Origin of the sequence: Caulobacter segnis, from assembly GCF_023935105.1 — a bacterium.
GTDB classification, from domain to species: Bacteria; Pseudomonadota; Alphaproteobacteria; order Caulobacterales; family Caulobacteraceae; genus Caulobacter; species Caulobacter segnis_B.
Map to the genome: position 1 here is coordinate 407,220 of NZ_CP096040.1, position 16,855 is coordinate 424,074.

General features: G+C 68.7%; 24 protein-coding genes. 16 read left to right on the top strand and 8 right to left on the bottom strand.

Going from position 1 to position 16,855, the window contains the following annotated elements; translation table 11 throughout:
- Nucleotides 1-2: 2 nt before the first annotated feature.
- Nucleotides 3-311 carry a hypothetical protein gene (locus tag MZV50_RS02065; RefSeq protein ID WP_252632777.1) on the bottom strand — a complete coding sequence of 103 codons (309 nt, stop codon included), beginning with the start codon at nt 309-311 and terminating at the stop codon, nt 3-5.
- Nucleotides 312-385: 74 nt separating this feature from the next.
- On the opposite strand from MZV50_RS02065, the gene MZV50_RS02070 reads away from it, so the two are divergent.
- The 9 genes from MZV50_RS02070 to MZV50_RS02110 all read left to right on the top strand — a co-directional run bounded on the left by MZV50_RS02070 (nt 386) and on the right by MZV50_RS02110 (nt 7,020).
- On the top strand, nt 386-784 hold the full coding sequence (locus tag MZV50_RS02070; protein WP_252632778.1) for a DUF1801 domain-containing protein: 399 nt from the start codon (nt 386-388) through the stop codon (nt 782-784).
- Nucleotides 785-826: 42 nt separating this feature from the next.
- On the top strand, nt 827-1,594 hold the full coding sequence (gene yaaA, locus MZV50_RS02075) for a peroxide stress protein YaaA (RefSeq protein WP_252632779.1): 768 nt from the start codon (nt 827-829) through the stop codon (nt 1,592-1,594).
- Nucleotides 1,595-1,692: 98 nt separating this feature from the next.
- A complete protein-coding gene (locus MZV50_RS02080) occupies nt 1,693-2,490 on the top strand; it encodes a 3-hydroxybutyrate dehydrogenase (protein ID WP_252632780.1) in 798 nt (265 codons plus the stop codon).
- A 57-nt stretch (nt 2,491-2,547) separates the two neighbouring features.
- Nucleotides 2,548-3,621 carry a patatin-like phospholipase family protein gene (locus MZV50_RS02085; RefSeq protein ID WP_252632781.1) on the top strand — a complete coding sequence of 358 codons (1,074 nt, stop codon included), beginning with the start codon at nt 2,548-2,550 and terminating at the stop codon, nt 3,619-3,621.
- A gap of 11 nt (nt 3,622-3,632) precedes the next feature.
- Nucleotides 3,633-4,052, top strand: coding sequence for an NUDIX hydrolase (locus MZV50_RS02090; protein WP_252632782.1), 420 nt, complete (start codon nt 3,633-3,635; stop codon nt 4,050-4,052).
- A 55-nt stretch (nt 4,053-4,107) separates the two neighbouring features.
- Complete coding sequence (locus tag MZV50_RS02095; RefSeq protein WP_252632783.1) at nt 4,108-4,869, top strand: site-2 protease family protein; 762 nt, start codon at nt 4,108-4,110, stop codon at nt 4,867-4,869.
- Nucleotides 4,870-4,929: 60 nt separating this feature from the next.
- A complete protein-coding gene (locus MZV50_RS02100; RefSeq protein WP_252632784.1) occupies nt 4,930-5,712 on the top strand; it encodes an SDR family NAD(P)-dependent oxidoreductase in 783 nt (260 codons plus the stop codon).
- A 136-nt stretch (nt 5,713-5,848) separates the two neighbouring features.
- A complete protein-coding gene (locus MZV50_RS02105) occupies nt 5,849-5,986 on the top strand; it encodes a hypothetical protein (protein ID WP_252632785.1) in 138 nt (45 codons plus the stop codon).
- A gap of 68 nt (nt 5,987-6,054) precedes the next feature.
- Nucleotides 6,055-7,020 (top strand): NAD(P)H-dependent flavin oxidoreductase, encoded by a 966-nt coding sequence (locus tag MZV50_RS02110; RefSeq protein WP_252632786.1) that lies wholly within the window; start codon nt 6,055-6,057, stop codon nt 7,018-7,020.
- Here MZV50_RS02110 and MZV50_RS02115 read toward each other — a convergent pair.
- Both MZV50_RS02115 and MZV50_RS02120 read right to left on the bottom strand, forming a co-directional pair.
- The gene (locus tag MZV50_RS02115) at nt 7,017-7,775 is read right to left on the bottom strand and encodes a Crp/Fnr family transcriptional regulator (RefSeq protein ID WP_252632787.1); all 759 of its coding nucleotides are present in this window, start codon (nt 7,773-7,775) and stop codon (nt 7,017-7,019) included. The genes MZV50_RS02110 and MZV50_RS02115 overlap by 4 nt on opposite strands.
- A gap of 129 nt (nt 7,776-7,904) precedes the next feature.
- Entirely contained in the window at nt 7,905-8,114 is a 210-nt protein-coding gene (locus tag MZV50_RS02120; protein ID WP_252632788.1) for a hypothetical protein, read from the bottom strand.
- Nucleotides 8,115-8,304: 190 nt separating this feature from the next.
- Here MZV50_RS02120 and MZV50_RS02125 point away from each other — a divergent pair, with 190 nt between their 5' ends.
- From MZV50_RS02125 to MZV50_RS02145, 5 genes are all read left to right on the top strand, one after another.
- On the top strand, nt 8,305-8,724 hold the full coding sequence (locus MZV50_RS02125; RefSeq protein WP_252632789.1) for a TIGR02301 family protein: 420 nt from the start codon (nt 8,305-8,307) through the stop codon (nt 8,722-8,724).
- Nucleotides 8,725-8,754: 30 nt separating this feature from the next.
- Nucleotides 8,755-9,753, top strand: coding sequence for an SPFH domain-containing protein (locus MZV50_RS02130; protein ID WP_252632790.1), 999 nt, complete (start codon nt 8,755-8,757; stop codon nt 9,751-9,753).
- Between the two features lie 4 nt (nt 9,754-9,757).
- Nucleotides 9,758-10,219 (top strand): NfeD family protein, encoded by a 462-nt coding sequence (locus MZV50_RS02135; RefSeq protein WP_252632791.1) that lies wholly within the window; start codon nt 9,758-9,760, stop codon nt 10,217-10,219.
- Nucleotides 10,220-10,334: 115 nt separating this feature from the next.
- The gene (locus tag MZV50_RS02140) at nt 10,335-11,285 is read left to right on the top strand and encodes an ABC transporter ATP-binding protein (RefSeq protein WP_252635154.1); all 951 of its coding nucleotides are present in this window, start codon (nt 10,335-10,337) and stop codon (nt 11,283-11,285) included.
- On the top strand, nt 11,282-12,043 hold the full coding sequence (locus MZV50_RS02145) for an ABC transporter permease (RefSeq protein WP_252632792.1): 762 nt from the start codon (nt 11,282-11,284) through the stop codon (nt 12,041-12,043). Before MZV50_RS02140 ends, MZV50_RS02145 begins: the two co-directional genes overlap by 4 nt.
- Here the strand turns inward: MZV50_RS02145 and MZV50_RS02150 are convergent.
- Nucleotides 12,040-12,501, bottom strand: a complete 462-nt coding sequence (locus tag MZV50_RS02150) for a recombinase family protein (RefSeq protein WP_252632793.1) — start codon at nt 12,499-12,501, stop codon at nt 12,040-12,042. The genes MZV50_RS02145 and MZV50_RS02150 overlap by 4 nt on opposite strands.
- A 95-nt stretch (nt 12,502-12,596) precedes the next feature.
- On the bottom strand, nt 12,597-13,436 hold the full coding sequence (locus tag MZV50_RS02155) for an SDR family oxidoreductase (protein WP_252632794.1): 840 nt from the start codon (nt 13,434-13,436) through the stop codon (nt 12,597-12,599).
- Nucleotides 13,437-13,511: 75 nt separating this feature from the next.
- On the opposite strand from MZV50_RS02155, the gene MZV50_RS02160 reads away from it, so the two are divergent.
- Entirely contained in the window at nt 13,512-13,931 is a 420-nt protein-coding gene (locus tag MZV50_RS02160; protein WP_436792200.1) for a winged helix-turn-helix transcriptional regulator, read from the top strand.
- A gap of 9 nt (nt 13,932-13,940) precedes the next feature.
- On the opposite strand, the gene ftrA is transcribed toward MZV50_RS02160, so the two are convergent.
- Complete coding sequence (gene ftrA / locus MZV50_RS02165; protein WP_252632795.1) at nt 13,941-14,912, bottom strand: transcriptional regulator FtrA; 972 nt, start codon at nt 14,910-14,912, stop codon at nt 13,941-13,943.
- A gap of 86 nt (nt 14,913-14,998) precedes the next feature.
- Here ftrA and MZV50_RS02170 point away from each other — a divergent pair, with 86 nt between their 5' ends.
- The gene (locus tag MZV50_RS02170; RefSeq protein ID WP_252632796.1) at nt 14,999-15,418 is read left to right on the top strand and encodes a rhodanese-like domain-containing protein; all 420 of its coding nucleotides are present in this window, start codon (nt 14,999-15,001) and stop codon (nt 15,416-15,418) included.
- On the opposite strand, the gene rnhA is transcribed toward MZV50_RS02170, so the two are convergent.
- Nucleotides 15,415-15,864 carry a ribonuclease HI gene (gene rnhA, locus MZV50_RS02175; protein WP_223392091.1) on the bottom strand — a complete coding sequence of 150 codons (450 nt, stop codon included), beginning with the start codon at nt 15,862-15,864 and terminating at the stop codon, nt 15,415-15,417. The two genes, MZV50_RS02170 and rnhA, sit on opposite strands and share 4 nt — an antisense overlap.
- Nucleotides 15,861-16,814, bottom strand: coding sequence for a homoserine kinase (thrB, locus tag MZV50_RS02180; protein WP_252632797.1), 954 nt, complete (start codon nt 16,812-16,814; stop codon nt 15,861-15,863). The genes rnhA and thrB overlap by 4 nt, the downstream gene beginning before the upstream one ends.
- Nucleotides 16,815-16,855: the final 41 nt, after the last annotated feature.

Sequence of the window (16,855 nt, forward strand, 5' to 3'; positions counted from 1 at the left end):
TCCTAGGGCTGGAGGCTGGCGCGCTTGCGGGCGCGCAGCCACAGCAGGATCAGCACGGCGATGGCGCCGGCCGGAATGGTCGCCTTGTAGAACCCCGGCTGCGAGCCGGGGCCCAGCAGATTGATGGCCAAGGGGATGAAGCCCCAGCGGCCGGTCGCTTGCTCCATCCAGAACGCGCCGAAGCCGACGAAGCAGACCACGGCCCACAGGATGCGGTACTTCAGCGTCCGGTCCCGCGCGACCAGGAACAGGGCCACGATCATCGGGATCGGCCAGGCGAGGGCGGCGGCGAGGCCGAGCGTGTTGGTCATGCGGCGTTCGTAGGGGCCGCCGCGGCCTGCGTCCAGGGGCTCGACATCGCCGCCCAGGAGCGCACTCTCGACGCATGAGCAAGCTCTTCCGGTTCTCAAGCGCCGTTCCGCGTCATCCCGACGTCGAGGCCTGGTTCTCGGGCGCCGAGCCGCTGCGCCAACTGGCCGAGGCCTGGTTCCAGCGGCTGCGCGCGAGCGGCCCCGATGTGCGCGAGCTGCTGCACGACGGGCATCCGACCGCCTGCGTCGAGGAGGCGGCCTTCGCCTATGTCGACGCCTTCGCCGCCCATGCCAGCATCGGCTTCTACGAAGGCGCGTCGCTGCCGGATCCGGCGGGCCTGCTGGAAGGCGGCGGCAAGCGGATGCGGCACGTGAAGCTGCGCTGGGGCCAGCCGATCGACGAGGCGGCTCTGGCCGCCCTGATCGCGGCCGCGCATGGAGACATGCGGCGGCGGGTCGATTCCGGGGAATGACGTAGCTAGCGCGGCTGGCCCTAAGCCTCTATCTCCCCGCTCATGCTGATGGTCATCTCGCCCGCCAAGTCGCTGGACTTCACCGCGCCCGCCCAGGCCCTGCCCCTGACGACGCCGGAGCTGAAGCCGCAGATCGCCGAACTGGCCAAGATCACGCGCAAGCTGACGGCCGCCGACCTCAAGCGCCTGATGCACATCTCCGACGCCCTGGCGAAGTTGAACCGCGAGCGCTTTCAGGCCTTCGACTCTGAACTGGAAGAGGGTCTGCAGGCGGTGATCGCCTTCAACGGCGACGTCTATGCCGGCTTGGCCGCCCGCGAGCTGGACCGCCCGGCCCTGGAGTGGACGCAGGACCACCTGCGCATCCTGTCGGGCCTGTATGGCGTGCTGCGCCCGTTCGACGCCCTGCAGCCTTATCGCCTGGAGATGGGCACGCGCCTAAAGACCAAGCGTGGCGGCAATCTCTACGACTACTGGGGCGAAACGATCTCCAAGACCCTGAACGAGGCGGCGGCCGGCCATGCCGACCCGACCCTGGTGAACCTGGCCAGCCAGGAATATTTCGGCGCCGTCGACGCCAAGGCGCTGAAACTGCCGGTCGTGACCTGCCACTTCAAGGAAGAGAAGCACGGCGAACTGCGGGTGCTGGGCTTCTTCGCCAAGAAGGCGCGCGGCCGAATGGCCCGCTACGCCATCGACAACCGGGTGGACCGCGCCGAAGGGCTGAAGGGCTTCGACCTGGACGGCTATCGCTTTCAGCCGTCGCTCTCGACCGAGGCCGACTGGGTTTTCGCTCGCCCGCAACCCTGAATTCATCTATTGGTGAATTTAATAAGCGCTCGCGTCTCGCAAAGGCGAGCTATATGTTGCGTCGCAACATCATTGGGGCGTCATCCAGGAGCGTTCGCATGGCCGTTGATTTCGGTTTGCAGGGGCAGGTCGCCATCGTCACCGGCTCGACCAGCGGCATCGGCCATGCGCTCGCCGACGGCTTGGCGGCCCAGGGCGTCAACATCGTCATGAACGGCCTGGGCGAGATGACCGCCATCGAGCGGGCCCGGGCCGAGATGGCCGAGAAGCACGGCGTCGAGGTGCTGTACCACGGCGCCGACATGACCAAGCCGATCGAGATCGCCGACATGGTCCGCGCCGCCAAGGCCGAGTTCGGCGAGCTGGACATCCTGGTCAACAACGCCGGCGTCCAGCACGTGGCCCCGATCGAGGACTTTCCCGACGACAAGTGGGACCTGATCATCGCCATCAACCTGTCGTCGGCCTTCCACGCCACCAAGGCGGCCGTGCCGATCATGAAGGAGCAGGGCCGCGGGCGGATCGTCAACATCGCCTCGGCTCACGCCCTGGTCGCCTCGCCGTTCAAGTCGGCCTATGTCGCCGCCAAGCACGGTATCATGGGCCTGACCAAGACCGTCGCCCTCGAGGTCGCGACCCACGGCATCACCTGCAACGCCATCTGCCCGGGCTTCGTGAAGACCCCGCTGGTCGAGGCCCAGATCGCCGACCAGGCCAAGGCGCGTGGCATTTCGGAAGAAGCGGTGATGAAGGACGTGATCCTGGCCGCCCAGCCGACCAAGCAGTTCGTCACCTTCGACCAGCTCTCGGGCATGCTGCTGTATCTGGTCTCCGACGCCGGCGCCTCGGCCAATGGCGCGGCCTTCCAGGTCGACGGCGGCTGGGTCGCGCAATAGCGTCACCGGCGCGAGCCGCTCCAACGGACCATTCGGGGCAGCCCTTCGGGAGTCCGCATGCCCATTCCACCGTTCAAGAAGAAGCCGTCCGGTCCCAAGGGCCTGAGTCTAGCCCTGCAGGGCGGCGGCGCCCACGGGGCATTCGAGTGGGGCATCCTCGACCGACTGCTCGAGGAGGACGATCTCGAGATCAAGGCCGTCACCGCCGCCTCGGCCGGGGCGATGAACGCGGTCTGCCTGGCCCAGGGCCTGATCGACGACGGCAAGGCGGGCGCCCGCAAGCGCCTCGACTCGTTCTGGAAACAGGTCAACCGCCAGGGCGGCCGCAACGTCTTCGGCGACACCTCGATCTGGACCAGCGCGTTCGGGGGCGCCTTCGGCAACGGCGCCGACTGGCTGAAGAACACGCCCGGCTGGCGGATGGCCGAGACCCTGGCGCTGTCGTTCAGCCCCTACGAGTTCAACCCGTTCAACCTGAACCCGCTGCACGACACGCTGGAAGCCGAGATCACCTTCAAGCAGATCCGCGAGAAGAGTCTGCTGAAGCTCTATATCTCGGCCACGGCGATCCGGACCAGCAAGGCCCGGATCTTCCGCGAGACCGAGTTGACCGCCCGCCACATCATGGCCAGCGCCTGCCTGCCGCAGCTGTTCCAGGCCGTGGAGATCGACGGCGAGCCCTATTGGGACGGGGGCTTCCTAGCCAACCCGCCGCTGTGGCCGCTGTTCTATGACGACACCCCCGACGACATCCTGATCGTCAGCCTGAACCCTTTCGTCCGCGAGGAGACGCCCAAGACGCCGGGCGAGATCATGGACCGACTGAACGAGATCACCTTCAACGCCTCGCTGGCCTCGGAGCTGCGGGCCATCGGCTTCGTGCAGAAGCTGCTGGATGAGGGGCTGCTGAAGGACAACGCCCGGGGGCGCTATCGCCGGATGCTGGTCCACGCCATCACCGCCGACAAGCCGCTGGCGGATCTGTCGCTGTCGACCAAGTTCAATACCGAGTGGAGCTTCTTGAGCGATCTCAAGGAACGCGGGCGGACGGCGGCCGAGGCCTGGCTGACCGAATGCGGCGGCTGTATCGGTCAACGCTCCAGCGTCGATCTGAGGGTCGGGTTTCCTTGAAGGGTCTGGCCATGAACCACCCGGTCCCGACCGTCGGCGTCGTCTGCCTGAAGGGGAGCGAGGTGCTGCTGATCCGGCGCGGCCAGCCGCCCCGGCTGAACCAATGGAGCCTGCCGGGCGGTCGGCTGGAATGGGGCGAGACCCTCGCGGTCGCCGCTTTGCGCGAACTGAAGGAAGAAACCGGCGTCGAGGCCGAACTGATGGGCCTGCTGGATGTGGTCGACGGGGTCTTTCCGGCCAGGCCGGGTGGGGAGATCACCCGTCACTACGTGATGATCGACTATGCCGCGGGCTGGACGTCGGGCGAGCCCGTGGCCGGCGACGACGCGGCCGACGCCCGGTTCGTCACGCTGGACGAGGCCATGGCCCTGGTCGAATGGGACGAGACGCGGCGGGTGATCGCCGAGGCGTATGAGCGGTTCGGCCAGTAACACTGGGGGAGGAGAGGCGCTTGCGCCGCCGGCCAAGTTCCACGACATCCATCCCATGACCGTCATCGAAACCCGCGCGCCCCGCGCCCCGATCAGCCCCAACGCCCTCATCCTGATCGCCGCCTGCGTGGGGCTGGGCTGGGCCGTGGCCGCCGAGCTGCCGCCGGCGGGCGTCTTCACCTTCGCCTTCGTCGCCGCGACCTGGGTGCTGAGCGTCGGCGTCCACGAGTTCGGCCACGCCTTCGTCGCCCACAAGGCCGGCGACACGACCATCGTCGAGAAGGGCTACCTGACGCTCGACCCGTTGAAATACTCGGATCTCGTCACGACCATCGTCTTCCCACTGATCGCTCTGGCGTTAGGCGGCATCGGCTTTCCTGGCGGGGCGGTCTATCTGCGCGAGGATCTGATGCGGTCCAGGGGCTGGCGGTCGCTGGCCTCGCTGGCCGGGCCGCTGGGGACGCTCTGCGTTCTGGTGGTCCTGGCGCTGGCCCTGCCGTTCGTCGTCTCGACCCCGCTGCGCGACGCCCTGGCGATGCTGGCCTTCCTGCAAGCTAGCGCCCTGGTGTTGAACCTGCTGCCCATCCCGGGCCTGGACGGCTATGGGGTGATCCGGCCGTTCCTGCCGGACGGCGTCCGCGACCGGATGATCAAGGTCGAGCGGGTCGGCTTCCTGCTGCTGTTCGCCCTGATCTTCTGGGTCCCGGGCGTCAGCGACTTCATCTTCGGCCTGGCCCTGACGATCACCGACCTGCTTGGCGTCTCGCGCCCGGCCATCCGCGACGGCTGGCAGGCCTTCCACTTCTGGGGCTCTTGACCGACGGCGCGTCAACGCCTCTCCTTCAAACAAGCGTTCAATGAGAAGGGGAGGTTCGCCATGGCCTACGCGCCGTTCAATCTGTCGGGCAAGGTCGCCCTGGTCACCGGCGGCAATCGCGGCATCGGCTTAGGGATGGCCAAGGCGATGGCCCAGGCCGGGGCCGACATCGTGATCTGGGGCTCCAACCCCGAGCGCAACCTCGCCGCCGAGACCGAACTGACCAACCTGGGCGTCCGCGTGAAGGCCCAGACGGTCGACGTCGCCGACGAGGACCAGGTCCGCGAGGGCATGGAGGAGGCCGTGGCCGCCATGGGCCGGGTCGACGCCGTCTTCGCCAACGCCGGCGTCGGCTATGGCTCGCCCTCGTTCGTCGAGATGAAGACCGAGGTCTATCGCAAGGTGCTGTCGGTCAATCTGGACGGTGTCTTCTTCACCCTGCGCGAGGCCTGCCGCCACATGGTCGAGCGAGCCAAGGCCGGTGATCCGGGCGGCTCGCTGGTCGGCGTCGCCTCGCTGGCCGCCATCGAGGGCGCGGCCCGCAACGAAGCCTATGCCGCCACCAAGGGCGCGGTGATCTCGATGATCAAGTCGGTCGCCGTCGAGCACGCCCGTTACGGCGTGCGCGCCAATGCCATCCTGCCGGGCTGGATCGCCACCGACATGACGGCCGGGGCCCAGGCCAATTCGGCCTTCGCCGACAAGGTCATTCCCCGCGTTCCGGCGCGCCGCTGGGGCGAGCCTGACGACTTCGGTGGCATGGCCGTCTACCTGGCCTCGGACGCGTCCAGCTACCACTCCGGCACCACGCTTGTGATCGACGGCGGATACTCGATTTTCTAGCGCTTCCTTTCTTGGACTCTGTCGTCCAGTAAAAGGCGTTGTAAAACAGCCTCTTGCGGAACCGTGCGCGCGGTGAGAAGCTTTTCGTCTGGCAGCCTGGACATCAGATCTGGGCGCCGACGAGGAAACGAGAGAGATGACGCCCCAAGACGTTGTCGGCCTGGCCCCGCCGCGTGGCTTCCTGACCCTGATCGCCTTGGTCCTGACGGCCATGGCCAGCTGCTTCTGGACCTGCGAGACGGACGTCGAGGCGGAGCTGGTCAAGGACCGCTAACCTCGCGGCACGCTTGCCGCGTCGCGAGCCGAGGGAAATCCTCCCGGAAAACAACGGGAGGAACGGCCATGGGCCTGCGCACGCCGCTCTGCGATCTTCTGGACATCGAGCACCCGATCCTGCTGGCCGGCATGGGCGGGGTGTCGTACGCGCCGCTGGCGGCGGCGGTGTCGAACGCCGGCGGCTACGGCGTGTTGGGCATGGCCGGGACCTCGCCGGACTTCATCCGCGACCAGATGCGCGAGGTCAGAACGCTCACCGACAGGCCGTTCGGCGTCGACCTGCTGGCCGCCACGCCCGACGCCTTGACCGCCAGCGTCGAGGTCATCATCGCCGAGGGCGCGTCCTCCTTCATCGCCGGCCTGGGTGTGCCCCTGCCAATCATCGAACGGCTGAAGACGGCCGGCCTCAAGGTCATGGTCGTCTGTGGCGCGGTGAAGCATGCCGTGAAGGCCGAGCAGGCCGGCTGCGATGCGGTCATCTGCCAGGGCGGCGAAGGCGGCGGCCACACGGGGCTGGTCGGAACCCTGCCGCTGGTCGCCCAGGCGGTGGAGGCGGTGAAGATCCCGGTCGTCGCGGCCGGCGGGCTCTATGATGGCCGAGGCCTGGCGGCGGCCCTGGCCCTGGGCGCCCAGGGCGTCTGGATGGGCACCCGCTTCATCGCCTCGCGCGAGGCGCACGCGGGAGACCTCTACCGCCAGGCGGTGGTCGAGGCGGCCGACGAGGACACCGTCCGCACCCGCTGCTATTCGGGCAAGCCGATGCGGGTGCGCAAGAACCCCTATGTCGACGACTGGGAGAGCCGGCCGGCCGACATCCAGCCGTTCCCGCAACAGGCCATGGTCTCGATCGGGAACGGAGCGATGGGCGGTATCGGCGGCCAGATCGAGGGCCTGGATCCCGACAAGTCCTGCTTCGCCATGGGCCAGAGCGCCGGCGGAATTCGCGACGTGCCGCCGGCTGGCGACATCGTGGCGCGACTCGTCCGTGACGCGGAGGCGGCGCTGGACCGGGCCAGCGCCTGTCGGACCTAGCCTTCCGCCTTCGGCAGCACCCGGCGGAAGTGGTTTTCGACCGCCTCGTGGCATTCGCAGGCGCGTTTTTCCAGGGCCGGGCGGTCCAGCACCGTGACCTTGCCGCGACCGATGTCGATGACGCCGGCGTCCTGCAGGACGCGGGCGACGGCGCTGATCGTGGTGCGCTGCACGCCCAGCATCTGGGCCAGGGTTTCCTGGGTCAGGCGGATCGGCTCGTCGCCCGAGCGATCGTGGGCGAACAGCAGCCAGCGGCAGGCGCGCTGCTCGATCGGGTGCAGGGCGTTGCAGGCGGCGACCTGCATCATCTGGGCGATGAACACGTCGGCGGCGCGATCGAACAGGTCGGCCACGGCGGGCTGACGGGTCTTGATGTCCTCGAGTCTCGCCGTGGGGATGCAGAACGCGCGGCCTGGCACCCGGACCACGGCGCGGCCATAGGCGGGCTTGAAGCCGGCGCTGACCACCCCGCCGATCGCGCCCTCGAAGCCGATGCTGGCCGCCTCGATCTCCTGGCCGTCCGACGTGACCACCAGCAGCGACACCTGGGTGGGGCCGCAGGGCAGATAGGTGTGTTCGACGTCGTCGCCGGCGTCGAACAGCACGGCGTCCAGCGGCAGGTCGACCAGCACGAGAAACTGCGACAGCTCGGTCAGGGTGTCGGGCCGCAGGGCCGCCAGCAGGCGGTTGGTGGCGTAGGGCGGGGCCGCGTCGCCCTCGATGGCGCTGCGGACGATGCGGGCGAACGCGGTCATGCTTGTCTCCCGGTGACGCTTTCGAATGCTTAAGCGCGCGGGGAACGGCTTAGTTTCCCGTCGACGGCGAGACTCTTCACGACCACCCTCGGGTGAGCGCGAAGAGTCTCGCCGCGTAAGGGGCCGTCGCTAGGCCAGGGCGGTGGGGCCGGGCAGGATCCAGTCTTCTTCCTGCACGTGCATCATGACCGGCAGGCCGAGGCCAGCCGGATGCTCGGCCAGGCGATGAACGGCGGCGCGGGCTTCGCCCAGCGTTTCGTAGGCGCCGAACCGCAGATTGTCGCCGATGATCGACCAGCGATCGCCGACGCGCACAACGCCATAATGCACCTCAGTCATGGGGAGACCTCCTTGCAGTATCCACAGGAAAGACCCGAACCATGGCGATCGCAAGGCCTTTATCGACAAAGCTTTTTTTGACACCGGGGGACATCTTGTCCCCAGCTTGGCCGATCGATCGGAGCGCCGTCGGCGCGTGCGCGAGCATGGTCGCGTGACAGGCGCGGGGGCTTTGGCGATAACGGGTCCCATGTCGCGTCCGTTCCTCCTTGGCGTCGTCCTGGCCGCCCTCGTCGCCGCGCCCGTCCTGGCCCAGGAGCGGGACGCGGCCGGACGCCAGCTGCTGCTGGATCTGGCCAGTGCGCTGGGCGAAAGCCACGCCCTGCGCCAGGTCTGCCAGGGCGAGGCCGACCAGTACTGGCGAGCGCGCATGGCGCGGGTGGCCGAGGTCGAGCAGGCCGACGAGGCCTTCGACGCCCAGCTGCGTGATCGGTTCAACGCCGGCTTCGCCGCGCGTCGGGGGCAGTACCCCACCTGCGACGAGGAGAGCCGCAAGGCCGAACAGCAGGCGGCCCACCGGGGCCAGGCCCTGGCCCTGAAGCTCTCCCAGACCATGCGCCAGGTTCGCAAGGCTCCGGATTCCGTGGCGGAGGGCGAGACGCCGCGCTAAGCTCCACCCAAGTTACTTGGGAGCACTGTCTTGGGCGGCATCGTCGTTCTGATTTTCCTGGGCTTCGCGTTCGTGCTGCTGTTTGGCGCGATCAAGATCGTCCCCCAGGGACGCGAATTCACCGTCGAGCGCTTCGGCCGCTACACGCGGACGCTGAAGCCCGGCATCTCCTTCCTGACGCCGTTCTTCGAAACCATCGGCCGCAAGGTCAACATGATGGAGCAGGTCCTGGAGGTGCCCCAGCAGGAGGTCATCACCAAGGACAACGTCTCGGTGAAGGTCGACGCCATCGTCTTCATCCAGGTGATGGACGCGGCGGCCGCCGCCTATCGGGTCGACAACCTGATCTACGCCATCACCCAGCTGGCTCAGACCAACCTGCGCACCGTCGTCGGCTCGCTGGAGCTGGACGAGGTTCTGTCTCAGCGCGACCAGATCAACACTCGCCTGCTCTCGACCATCGACCACGCTACCGGCCCCTGGGGCGTGAAGGTGGCGCGCATCGAGATCAAGGACCTCACGCCGCCGCCGGACATCACCAACGCCATGGCCCGCCAGATGAAGGCCGAGCGCGAGAAGCGCGCGGTGATCACCGAGGCCGAGGGCGAGAAGCAGTCGGCCATCACCCGCGCCGAGGGCTCCAAGCAGTCGGCGATCCTGCAGGCCGAGGGCCGCCGCGAGGCCGCCTTCCGCGACGCCGAGGCGCGCGAGCGGGAAGCCGAGGCCGAGGCCAAGGCGACCGCCTTCGTCTCGGAAGCCATCTCCAAGGGCGACGTCAACGCCATCAACTACTTCATCGCCCAGAAGTACGTGGAAGCCTTCGGCGAGCTGGCCCGCAGCCCGCAGCAGAAGACGGTCATCGTTCCCGCCGACTTCGCCGGCCTGACCGGCACGGTGGCGGGCGTCAGCGAGCTGATCAAGAGCCTGGGCGCGGAGGCGCCGCGCAGCTCGCCGCCGTCCCGTCCGGCGGCTGGCGCGTCCTCCGGGGCGTCGACCGCGACGCCGACCGGCGGCAAGCGCGGAGCCTGACGCCATGGACGCCGTGGGCGGCTTCTACGCCTTGCATCCGTTCTGGGTATGGCTAGCGGTCGCGGCCGTCTTCCTGGCCGTCGAGGTCTCGACCGGCACGGGCTGGCTGCTGTGGCCGGCCGCCAGCGCCTTCGTGGTCGGGCTGATCGCCCAGCTGGTCCATCCGGGCCTGCTGGTCGAACTGGGCCTGTTCGCGGGCCTGACCATCGCCTCGACCCTGCTGGCCAAGCGCTATCTGCGGCCGGTGCTGGAGCCGAAGAACCCCGACCTCAACGATCCGCTGCAGCGGCTGGTCGGCCAGCGCGGCCAGGTGCTGGCGGCCTTCGAGCAGGGCCGTGGCCGGGTCTTCGTCGACGGCAAGGACTGGGCGGCCGAGAGCGACGAGCCGGGCCCCGCCGTCAGCCAGGAGGTGGTCGTCACCGCCGTCGACGGGGCGGTGCTGAAGGTGCGCGCGATCCCGTCGTGATCGCCTGCTGACAGATCACGGCGGCTCCCCCTGTTATCGGGCGGCGGCGATACCATTTAGGCCTGCGGCAGCGGCCTTGCAGGGCGTGCGCGACGCTGAGCCTCGCCCTTGGGGCATCGTCGCGTTTAGGGGAGACGGCGTGACTTCCATCATATCGGTACAGGGTCTGACCAAGACCTATGCGTCGGGGCATCAGGCCCTCAAGACGATCGACCTGGACATCCGCAAGGGCGAGATCTTCGCCCTGCTGGGTCCGAACGGGGCGGGCAAAACCACCCTGATCAGCATCATCTGCGGGATCGTGAACCCCAGCCAGGGCCTGGTCCTGGCCGACGGCCACGACGTGGTGAAGGACTACCGCGCCGCCCGGAGCAAGATCGGGCTGGTGCCGCAGGAGCTGAACACCGACGCCTTCGAGACGGTGTGGGCCACGGTCAGCTTCTCGCGCGGCCTGTTCGGCAAGCCGCGCAACGACGCCCTGATCGAGAAGATCCTTCGCGACCTGTCCCTGTGGGACAAGAAGGACAGCAAGATCATGGCGCTGTCGGGCGGCATGAAGCGCCGGGTGATGATCGCCAAGGCGCTGAGCCACGAGCCGACCATCCTGTTCCTGGACGAGCCCACCGCCGGTGTCGACGTCGAGCTGCGCCGCGACATGTGGGAGATGGTCCGCCAGCTGCGCGAAAGCGGCGTCACCATCATCCTGACCACCCACTATATCGAGGAGGCCGAGGAAATGGCCGACCGGATCGGGGTGATCAACCGCGGCGAGATCATCCTCGTCGAGGACAAGACCGTCCTGATGCGCAAGCTGGGCAAGAAGCAGCTGACCGTGCACCTGAAGGAGCCGCTGGCCGCGCTGCCGGCCGCCTTGTCCGACCCGCACCTGGCCCTGGCCAACGAGGGCGTCGACCTCGTCTACACCTTCGACGCCCAGGCCGAGGACACCGGCATCGCCGACCTGCTCAAGCGCCTCGGCCAGCACGGCGTCGAGTTCAAGGACCTGAAGACCGACCAGAGCTCGCTGGAAGACATCTTCGTCAGCCTGGTGAGGGCCCCGCAATGAACCTGTATGCGATCAAGGCCATCTACCGCTTCGAGATGGCGCGGTGGTTCCGCACCCTGCTGCAGAGCATCCTGGCGCCGGTCATCTCGACCAGCCTCTATTTCGTGGTGTTCGGCTCGGCGATCGGCTCGCGCATGCAGTCGATCGACGGCGTCAGCTATGGCGCCTTCATCATCCCGGGTCTGATCATGCTGTCGCTGCTCAGCGAGAGCATCTCCAACGCCTCGTTCGGCATCTACATGCCCAAGTGGGCCGGGACGATCTACGAACTGCTGTCGGCCCCGGTGTCGTGGGTCGAGACGGTGATGGGCTATGTCGGGGCGGCGGCGACCAAGTCGATCTGCCTGGGTTTGCTGATCCTGGCCACGGCCCGGATCTTCGTGCCGTTCGAGATCGCCCACCCGTTCGTGATGCTGCTGTTCCTGGTGCTGACGGCGGTGACCTTCAGCCTGTTCGGCTTCGTGATCGGCGTCTGGGCCGACAACTTCCAGAAGCTGCAGATCGTGCCGGCCCTGATCGTCACGCCGCTGACCTTCCTGGGCGGCAGCTTCTACTCGATCAAGATGCTGCCGCCGGTCTGGCAGAAGATCACCCTGTTCAACCCGGTGGTCTATCTGATCAGTGGCTTCCGCTGGGCCTTCTACGGCCAGTCGGACGTGGGTGTCGGCGTCAGCCTGGGCATGACCGCCGTGTTCCTGGCCGTCTGCCTGACGGCCGTCTGGTGGATCTTCAAGACGGGCTATCGGCTGAAGGTCTAGTCTTCCTCGGGGGGCGGAGGCGCCTCGGCCTTCAGCCCCTTCATGCCGCCGGCCTTGGCGCCCTTGGCGACCAGGGCCGTTTCGGCGGCGCGAACCATCGGACGCTCGCGGCTGAAGCCGGCCAGCATCTGGCAGGTCTCGAAGAAGCCGGGGTCGGTCCGGGTGTCGATCCCGGGCTGCTGGACGATCAGGTTCAGGCCGCGCGCGTGAATCTTCAACACCGCGTCGACCAGGCCGGCCATGTCGCCGCCCAAGGCATGGAAGGTCGGCACGGCCAGGGCGCCGCCGTCCTCCAGGGCGTCCAGGGCCCGCGCCAGGCCGGGGCGGACAACGCCGGACGCCAGGCACCGGTCGCTGAACACCTCCGCGCAGCCCAAGAGCAGCAGGCGCTCCTCCTGGGCGGGGCTGAAGAAGATCCCCTTCACGGGCGGGACACGATAGTAGCCGACGAGCTTCATCCAGGGTGCTTGGCAAACCGCCTCGCGCTTGGCGAGGGTTTTCCGCCGCGCCCGGTCAGCCGCCCACAGCTTCGTCGCGTCCCGCCCCGCGGACGTCAGCCGGCCAAGGCCGCGGCGACGGCGGTGGCCAGCGGGGTGGTCGGACGGCCGATCAGGCCCGACAGCGTCCGGCTGTCGTCGAACAGGCCGCCTTGAGCCGCGCCGATGTCCGACTGGGCCAGGACCGCCGCGAACGGCGCCGGCAGGCCGAAGCTCTCCAGGATTCGGGCGTACTCGGCCTCGGGCAGGTCGTTGTACGGGATGGTCTTGCCGGTCTGGCGCGAGACCTCGGCGGCCAGCTCGGCGCGCGTGAAGGCCGTGTCGCCGGCCAGTTCGTAGACGCGGCTTTCAGTGTCCGGCGTCGAGATCACCACGGCGGCGGCCTCGGCGTAGTCCTCGCGCGGGGCGGCCGAGATCTTGCCCTCGCCCGAGGCGCCGATCATCGCCCCGGCCGCGACGGCGCCGGCCAGCGAGCCCGTGTAGTTCTCGGTGTACCAGCCGTTGCGCAGCAGCGCGTAGGTCAGGCCCGAGGCCTTGATCAGCGCTTCGGTGGCCTTGTGCTCGTCAGCCAGGACCAGCGGCGAGGCGTCGCCGCGCAGGATGCTGGTATAGGCGATCCGCTTCACCCCGGCGGCCTTGGCGGCGTCGATCACGGCGGCGTGCTGGGCCACGCGCTGGCCGACCGCGTCGCTGGAGATCAGCAGCAGGGTGTCGACGCCGGCGAGGGCGGTCGCCAGGGTCTCGGGCTTGGCGTAGTCGGCGACGCGGACCAGGTCGGCCGCCTTGGCCGGATCGCGGGCCAGGGCGATGATCTCGCCGGCCGGGACGCGGGCCTTCAGTTTCTCGATGACAAGGCGGCCCAGTTGGCCGGTGGATCCGGTGACGGCGATGGTCATGTTCGTTCTCCGTTGATGACGGGAAGGATCTGGGCGTCTTGCTTACTTTCGGTAAGTACCCACATGAATGTAAGCATGAAAGAAAATTGCACCCCTTCGATCCCCGCGTCGCACGAGAAGCTGGCCCTGTCCGAGAAGATGGCGCGTGGCGATCTTCTGGCGCCGGGCTGTCCGTCGCGGGAAGTGCTTCGGCACGTGACCAGCAGCTGGGGCGTCCTGGTGCTGATCTCGCTGGAGGGCCGCACGCGCCGCTTCTCAGAGCTGCGGCGCGCGATCGGCGGCGTCAGCGAGCGCATGCTGGCCCAGACCCTGCAGCAGCTGGAGGGGGACGGCTTCGTCCGGCGGGTGGCCTACAAGGTCGTGCCGCCGCACGTGGAATACAGCCTGACGCCGCTGGGGGCCGAGGTCGCCGAGAAGGTGCGGGGCCTGGCGGACTGGATCGAGCTCAACCTCGACCGGATCCTACCGCACTGGGAGAACGCCCCCGTCGCCTAGCGTCCTCCTTCAGGTTCTGGCGAACCGGGCGCGATAGGCGCCGGGCGTGGTCGAGAACTGGCGGCGAAAGTGATGGCGCAGCGCCGCGGCGCCCAGGCCGACGGCTTCGGCGACCTGCTCGATCCCGGCCGACGAGGTTTCCAGCAGGTCCCGCGCCCGGTTCAGCCGCTCGGCCAGTAGCCAGCGGGCGGGGGTGTCGCCGGTGGCGGCCTCGAACCGCCGCAGAAAGGTCCGCTCACTCATGCCCGTCGCGGAGGCCAGGGCCTTGATGGTGTGAGTCCCCGCGAGGTCGGCGCGCATGCTGTCAAGCACAGGCCCCAGGCGCGAAGCCTCGTGCGCCACGGGTACTGGCCGTTGGACGAACTGGGCCTGGCCGCCGTCGCGATGCGGCGGCACGACCAGGCGCCGCGCGACGGCGTTGGCTGCCTCGGGCCCGAAGTCGCGGCGGATCAGGTGCAAGCCCAGGTCGATGCCCGCCGCGCTGCCGGCCGAGGTCAACAGGTCGCCCTCGTCGACATAGAGCACGTCCGGTTGAACTTGGATCTCGGGATGACGCTGGCGCAGCGCGTCGGCGTAGCGCCAGTGCGTGGTGGCCCGCCGACCGTCCAGCAGGCCCGTGGCCGCCAGCACGAAGACGCCGGAGCAGATCGACATCAGCCGCGCTCCTCGGGCGTGGGCCGCGCGCAGGGCGTCGAGGAGCAGCGCGGGAACGGGCGCGTCCAGGCCGCGCCAGCCGGGCGCGACGATCACGCTGGCCCCGTCCAGCAACTCCAACCCGCCGTCGCCGACGACGCGCACGCCGCCCAGGCCTTTCAGGTCGCCCGGCTCCACGGCGGCGGTGGCGAAACGGTACCAGTCCGGCCCCATCTCGGGCCGGGGCAGGGCGAACAGCTCGACTGCCACCCCGTATTCGAAGGTGCAGAGCCCGTCATAGGCCAGGGCGACGACGCGCGGCGGCCCGGAGGAGGGATCGTTTGGCATGATCTTTACGGTCAATGTCGATCTCGCCAGCTAACGCGCCGAGGCCCTGTGGGGCAAGTCTCCGGCGTCCAACCTGGAGAGTCGCCATGAGCTTCGTGTCCGAGATCCCCGCCGCCGCGTCCGAGGTCGCCGTCGCCCACTTCGCCGCCCGCCTGTCGCTGGAGACCGACTGCGCCGACGTCGCCGCCGCCATGAAGGCGGGTCAGGTCGATTTCGTCCTGCTGCACGTCGTCGGCTCGCCCGAAGCCTATGCCCGCCGCCACGTGCCCGGCGCGATCCACCTGCGTCACGTCGACATGACCGCCGCACGTATAGCGCAATGGCCGGCCGACACCTTGTTCGTCGTCTACTGCGCCGGTCCGCACTGCAACGGCGCCGACCGCGCGGCGCTGAAGCTGGCCCGGCTGGGCCGGCCGGTGAAGCTGATGATCGGCGGGATCACCGGCTGGGCGGACGAGGGCCTGGCTTTCGCTACCGGCGCCGAGCCGGGTGTGCTGGCCGCCTAGACGAAGCGCGGATTGGCCTTGCGCAGGCCCTCGTTGGCCAGGGCGTCGGCGCGTTCGTTCAGCGGATGGCCGGCGTGGCCCTTGACCCAGCGCCAGTCGACGTCGTGCCGCTCGCGCGCGGCGTCGAGCCGCTTCCAGAGGTCGTCGTTCTTGACCGGGCTCTTGTCGGCCGTCTTCCAGCCGCGCGCCTTCCAGCCCCGGATCCACTCCTGGATGCCCTTCATGACGTACTGGCTGTCGGTGTGCAGTTCGACCTTGCACGGCCGGTTCAGCAGCTCCAGCGCCTGGATGGCGGCCATCAGCTCCATGCGGTTGTTGGTCGTCCCCGGCTCGCCGCCGCAGATTTCCTTCTTCTTGTCGCCGTAGAACAGGATGGCGCCCCAGCCGCCCGGCCCCGGATTCCCCTTGCAGGCGCCGTCGGTGTAGATCGTGACCTTGGGCGTCATGCGAACAGCGTCAGCCCTTCGCGGTGGACGGCCAGCTTGCGCTCGTATTCCAGCGGATCCTTGGGCTTGACCAGCGCGCCGGCGGGCGTCGAACCCCAGTCGGCCAGGCGGGTCAGGAAGAAGCGCATGGCCGCGCCGCGCGCCAGGATCGGCAGGGCTTCCTTCTCGGCCGGGCTCAGCGGCCGGCGGCGCTCGTAGCCGTTCAGCAGCGCCTTGGCGGCGGTGATGTTGAAGCTGCCGTCGGCCTCGAAGCACCAGGCATTCAGGGTCACGGCCACGTCGTAGGCGTAGGCGTCGTCGCAGGCGAAGTAGAAGTCGATCGCGGCGGCGAACTTGCCGTTGGGCTGGAAGAAGACGTTGTCGGGGAAGTAGTCGGCGTGGATCACGCCCGACGGCAGGGTCCGCGGCCACATCAGGGCCAGTTGGGCCAGGTCCTTGTCGATCGTCGTCGCCAGGCCGGGCTTCAGGTCGTCGGCCGCCTTGCGGTGCTTGGCGAACAGCGGGGCCCAGGCGGTTTGGCCCAGGTCGTTGGCGCGGCGGCCAGGATAGCCCTCGCCGGCCAGGTGCAGCCAGGCCAGGCCCTCGCCGGCCTCGCGGCAGTGGGCGACGGTCGGACGGCGCGCCGACAGACCGGGCAGGAACTCGACGATCGCCGCCGCCTTGCCGCGCAGGGTCGCCAGCGTGGCGCCCTTGCGATCCGGAATCGGCCGGGCGCTGGGAAAGCCCCTGTCGGCCAGCCAGGTCAGCATGTTGAGGAAATAGGGCAGGTCGTCGGCCTTCACCCGCCGCTCGTAGACGGTCAGGATGTAGCGACCCTTCTCCGTCTCCAGCAGGAAGTTGGAGTTCTCCACGCCCTCGGCGATGCCCTTGAACGCCAGCGGCGCGCCCAGGTCGTAGCCTTCCAGGAAGACGGAGAGTTCGTCATCGGTGATGTCGGTATAGACGGCCATGGCGCGGGGATGCGGGAGCCGAGGCTGGTGGTCAAGGGGGT

What these genes read in the sequence shown, in the direction of transcription:
- MZV50_RS02135 (WP_252632791.1), top strand. Translation starts at nt 9,758, where the DNA reads ATGGACGCCGTGGGCGGCTTCTACGCCTTGCATCCGTTCTGGGTATGG.
- MZV50_RS02170 (WP_252632796.1), top strand. Translation starts at nt 14,999, where the DNA reads ATGAGCTTCGTGTCCGAGATCCCCGCCGCCGCGTCCGAGGTCGCCGTC.
- MZV50_RS02125 (WP_252632789.1), top strand. Translation starts at nt 8,305, where the DNA reads ATGTCGCGTCCGTTCCTCCTTGGCGTCGTCCTGGCCGCCCTCGTCGCC.
- MZV50_RS02150 (WP_252632793.1), bottom strand. Translation starts at nt 12,501, where the DNA reads ATGAAGCTCGTCGGCTACTATCGTGTCCCGCCCGTGAAGGGGATCTTC.
- MZV50_RS02085 (WP_252632781.1), top strand. Translation starts at nt 2,548, where the DNA reads ATGCCCATTCCACCGTTCAAGAAGAAGCCGTCCGGTCCCAAGGGCCTG.
- MZV50_RS02155 (WP_252632794.1), bottom strand. Translation starts at nt 13,436, where the DNA reads ATGACCATCGCCGTCACCGGATCCACCGGCCAACTGGGCCGCCTTGTC.
- thrB (WP_252632797.1), bottom strand. Translation starts at nt 16,814, where the DNA reads ATGGCCGTCTATACCGACATCACCGATGACGAACTCTCCGTCTTCCTG.
- MZV50_RS02145 (WP_252632792.1), top strand. Translation starts at nt 11,282, where the DNA reads ATGAACCTGTATGCGATCAAGGCCATCTACCGCTTCGAGATGGCGCGG.
- MZV50_RS02160 (WP_436792200.1), top strand. Translation starts at nt 13,512, where the DNA reads ATGAAAGAAAATTGCACCCCTTCGATCCCCGCGTCGCACGAGAAGCTG.
- yaaA (WP_252632779.1), top strand. Translation starts at nt 827, where the DNA reads ATGCTGATGGTCATCTCGCCCGCCAAGTCGCTGGACTTCACCGCGCCC.
- MZV50_RS02105 (WP_252632785.1), top strand. Translation starts at nt 5,849, where the DNA reads ATGACGCCCCAAGACGTTGTCGGCCTGGCCCCGCCGCGTGGCTTCCTG.
- MZV50_RS02070 (WP_252632778.1), top strand. Translation starts at nt 386, where the DNA reads ATGAGCAAGCTCTTCCGGTTCTCAAGCGCCGTTCCGCGTCATCCCGAC.
- MZV50_RS02080 (WP_252632780.1), top strand. Translation starts at nt 1,693, where the DNA reads ATGGCCGTTGATTTCGGTTTGCAGGGGCAGGTCGCCATCGTCACCGGC.
- MZV50_RS02120 (WP_252632788.1), bottom strand. Translation starts at nt 8,114, where the DNA reads ATGACTGAGGTGCATTATGGCGTTGTGCGCGTCGGCGATCGCTGGTCG.
- MZV50_RS02110 (WP_252632786.1), top strand. Translation starts at nt 6,055, where the DNA reads ATGGGCCTGCGCACGCCGCTCTGCGATCTTCTGGACATCGAGCACCCG.
- rnhA (WP_223392091.1), bottom strand. Translation starts at nt 15,864, where the DNA reads ATGACGCCCAAGGTCACGATCTACACCGACGGCGCCTGCAAGGGGAAT.
- MZV50_RS02090 (WP_252632782.1), top strand. Translation starts at nt 3,633, where the DNA reads ATGAACCACCCGGTCCCGACCGTCGGCGTCGTCTGCCTGAAGGGGAGC.
- MZV50_RS02095 (WP_252632783.1), top strand. Translation starts at nt 4,108, where the DNA reads ATGACCGTCATCGAAACCCGCGCGCCCCGCGCCCCGATCAGCCCCAAC.
- MZV50_RS02115 (WP_252632787.1), bottom strand. Translation starts at nt 7,775, where the DNA reads ATGACCGCGTTCGCCCGCATCGTCCGCAGCGCCATCGAGGGCGACGCG.
- MZV50_RS02065 (WP_252632777.1), bottom strand. Translation starts at nt 311, where the DNA reads ATGACCAACACGCTCGGCCTCGCCGCCGCCCTCGCCTGGCCGATCCCG.
- MZV50_RS02100 (WP_252632784.1), top strand. Translation starts at nt 4,930, where the DNA reads ATGGCCTACGCGCCGTTCAATCTGTCGGGCAAGGTCGCCCTGGTCACC.
- ftrA (WP_252632795.1), bottom strand. Translation starts at nt 14,912, where the DNA reads ATGCCAAACGATCCCTCCTCCGGGCCGCCGCGCGTCGTCGCCCTGGCC.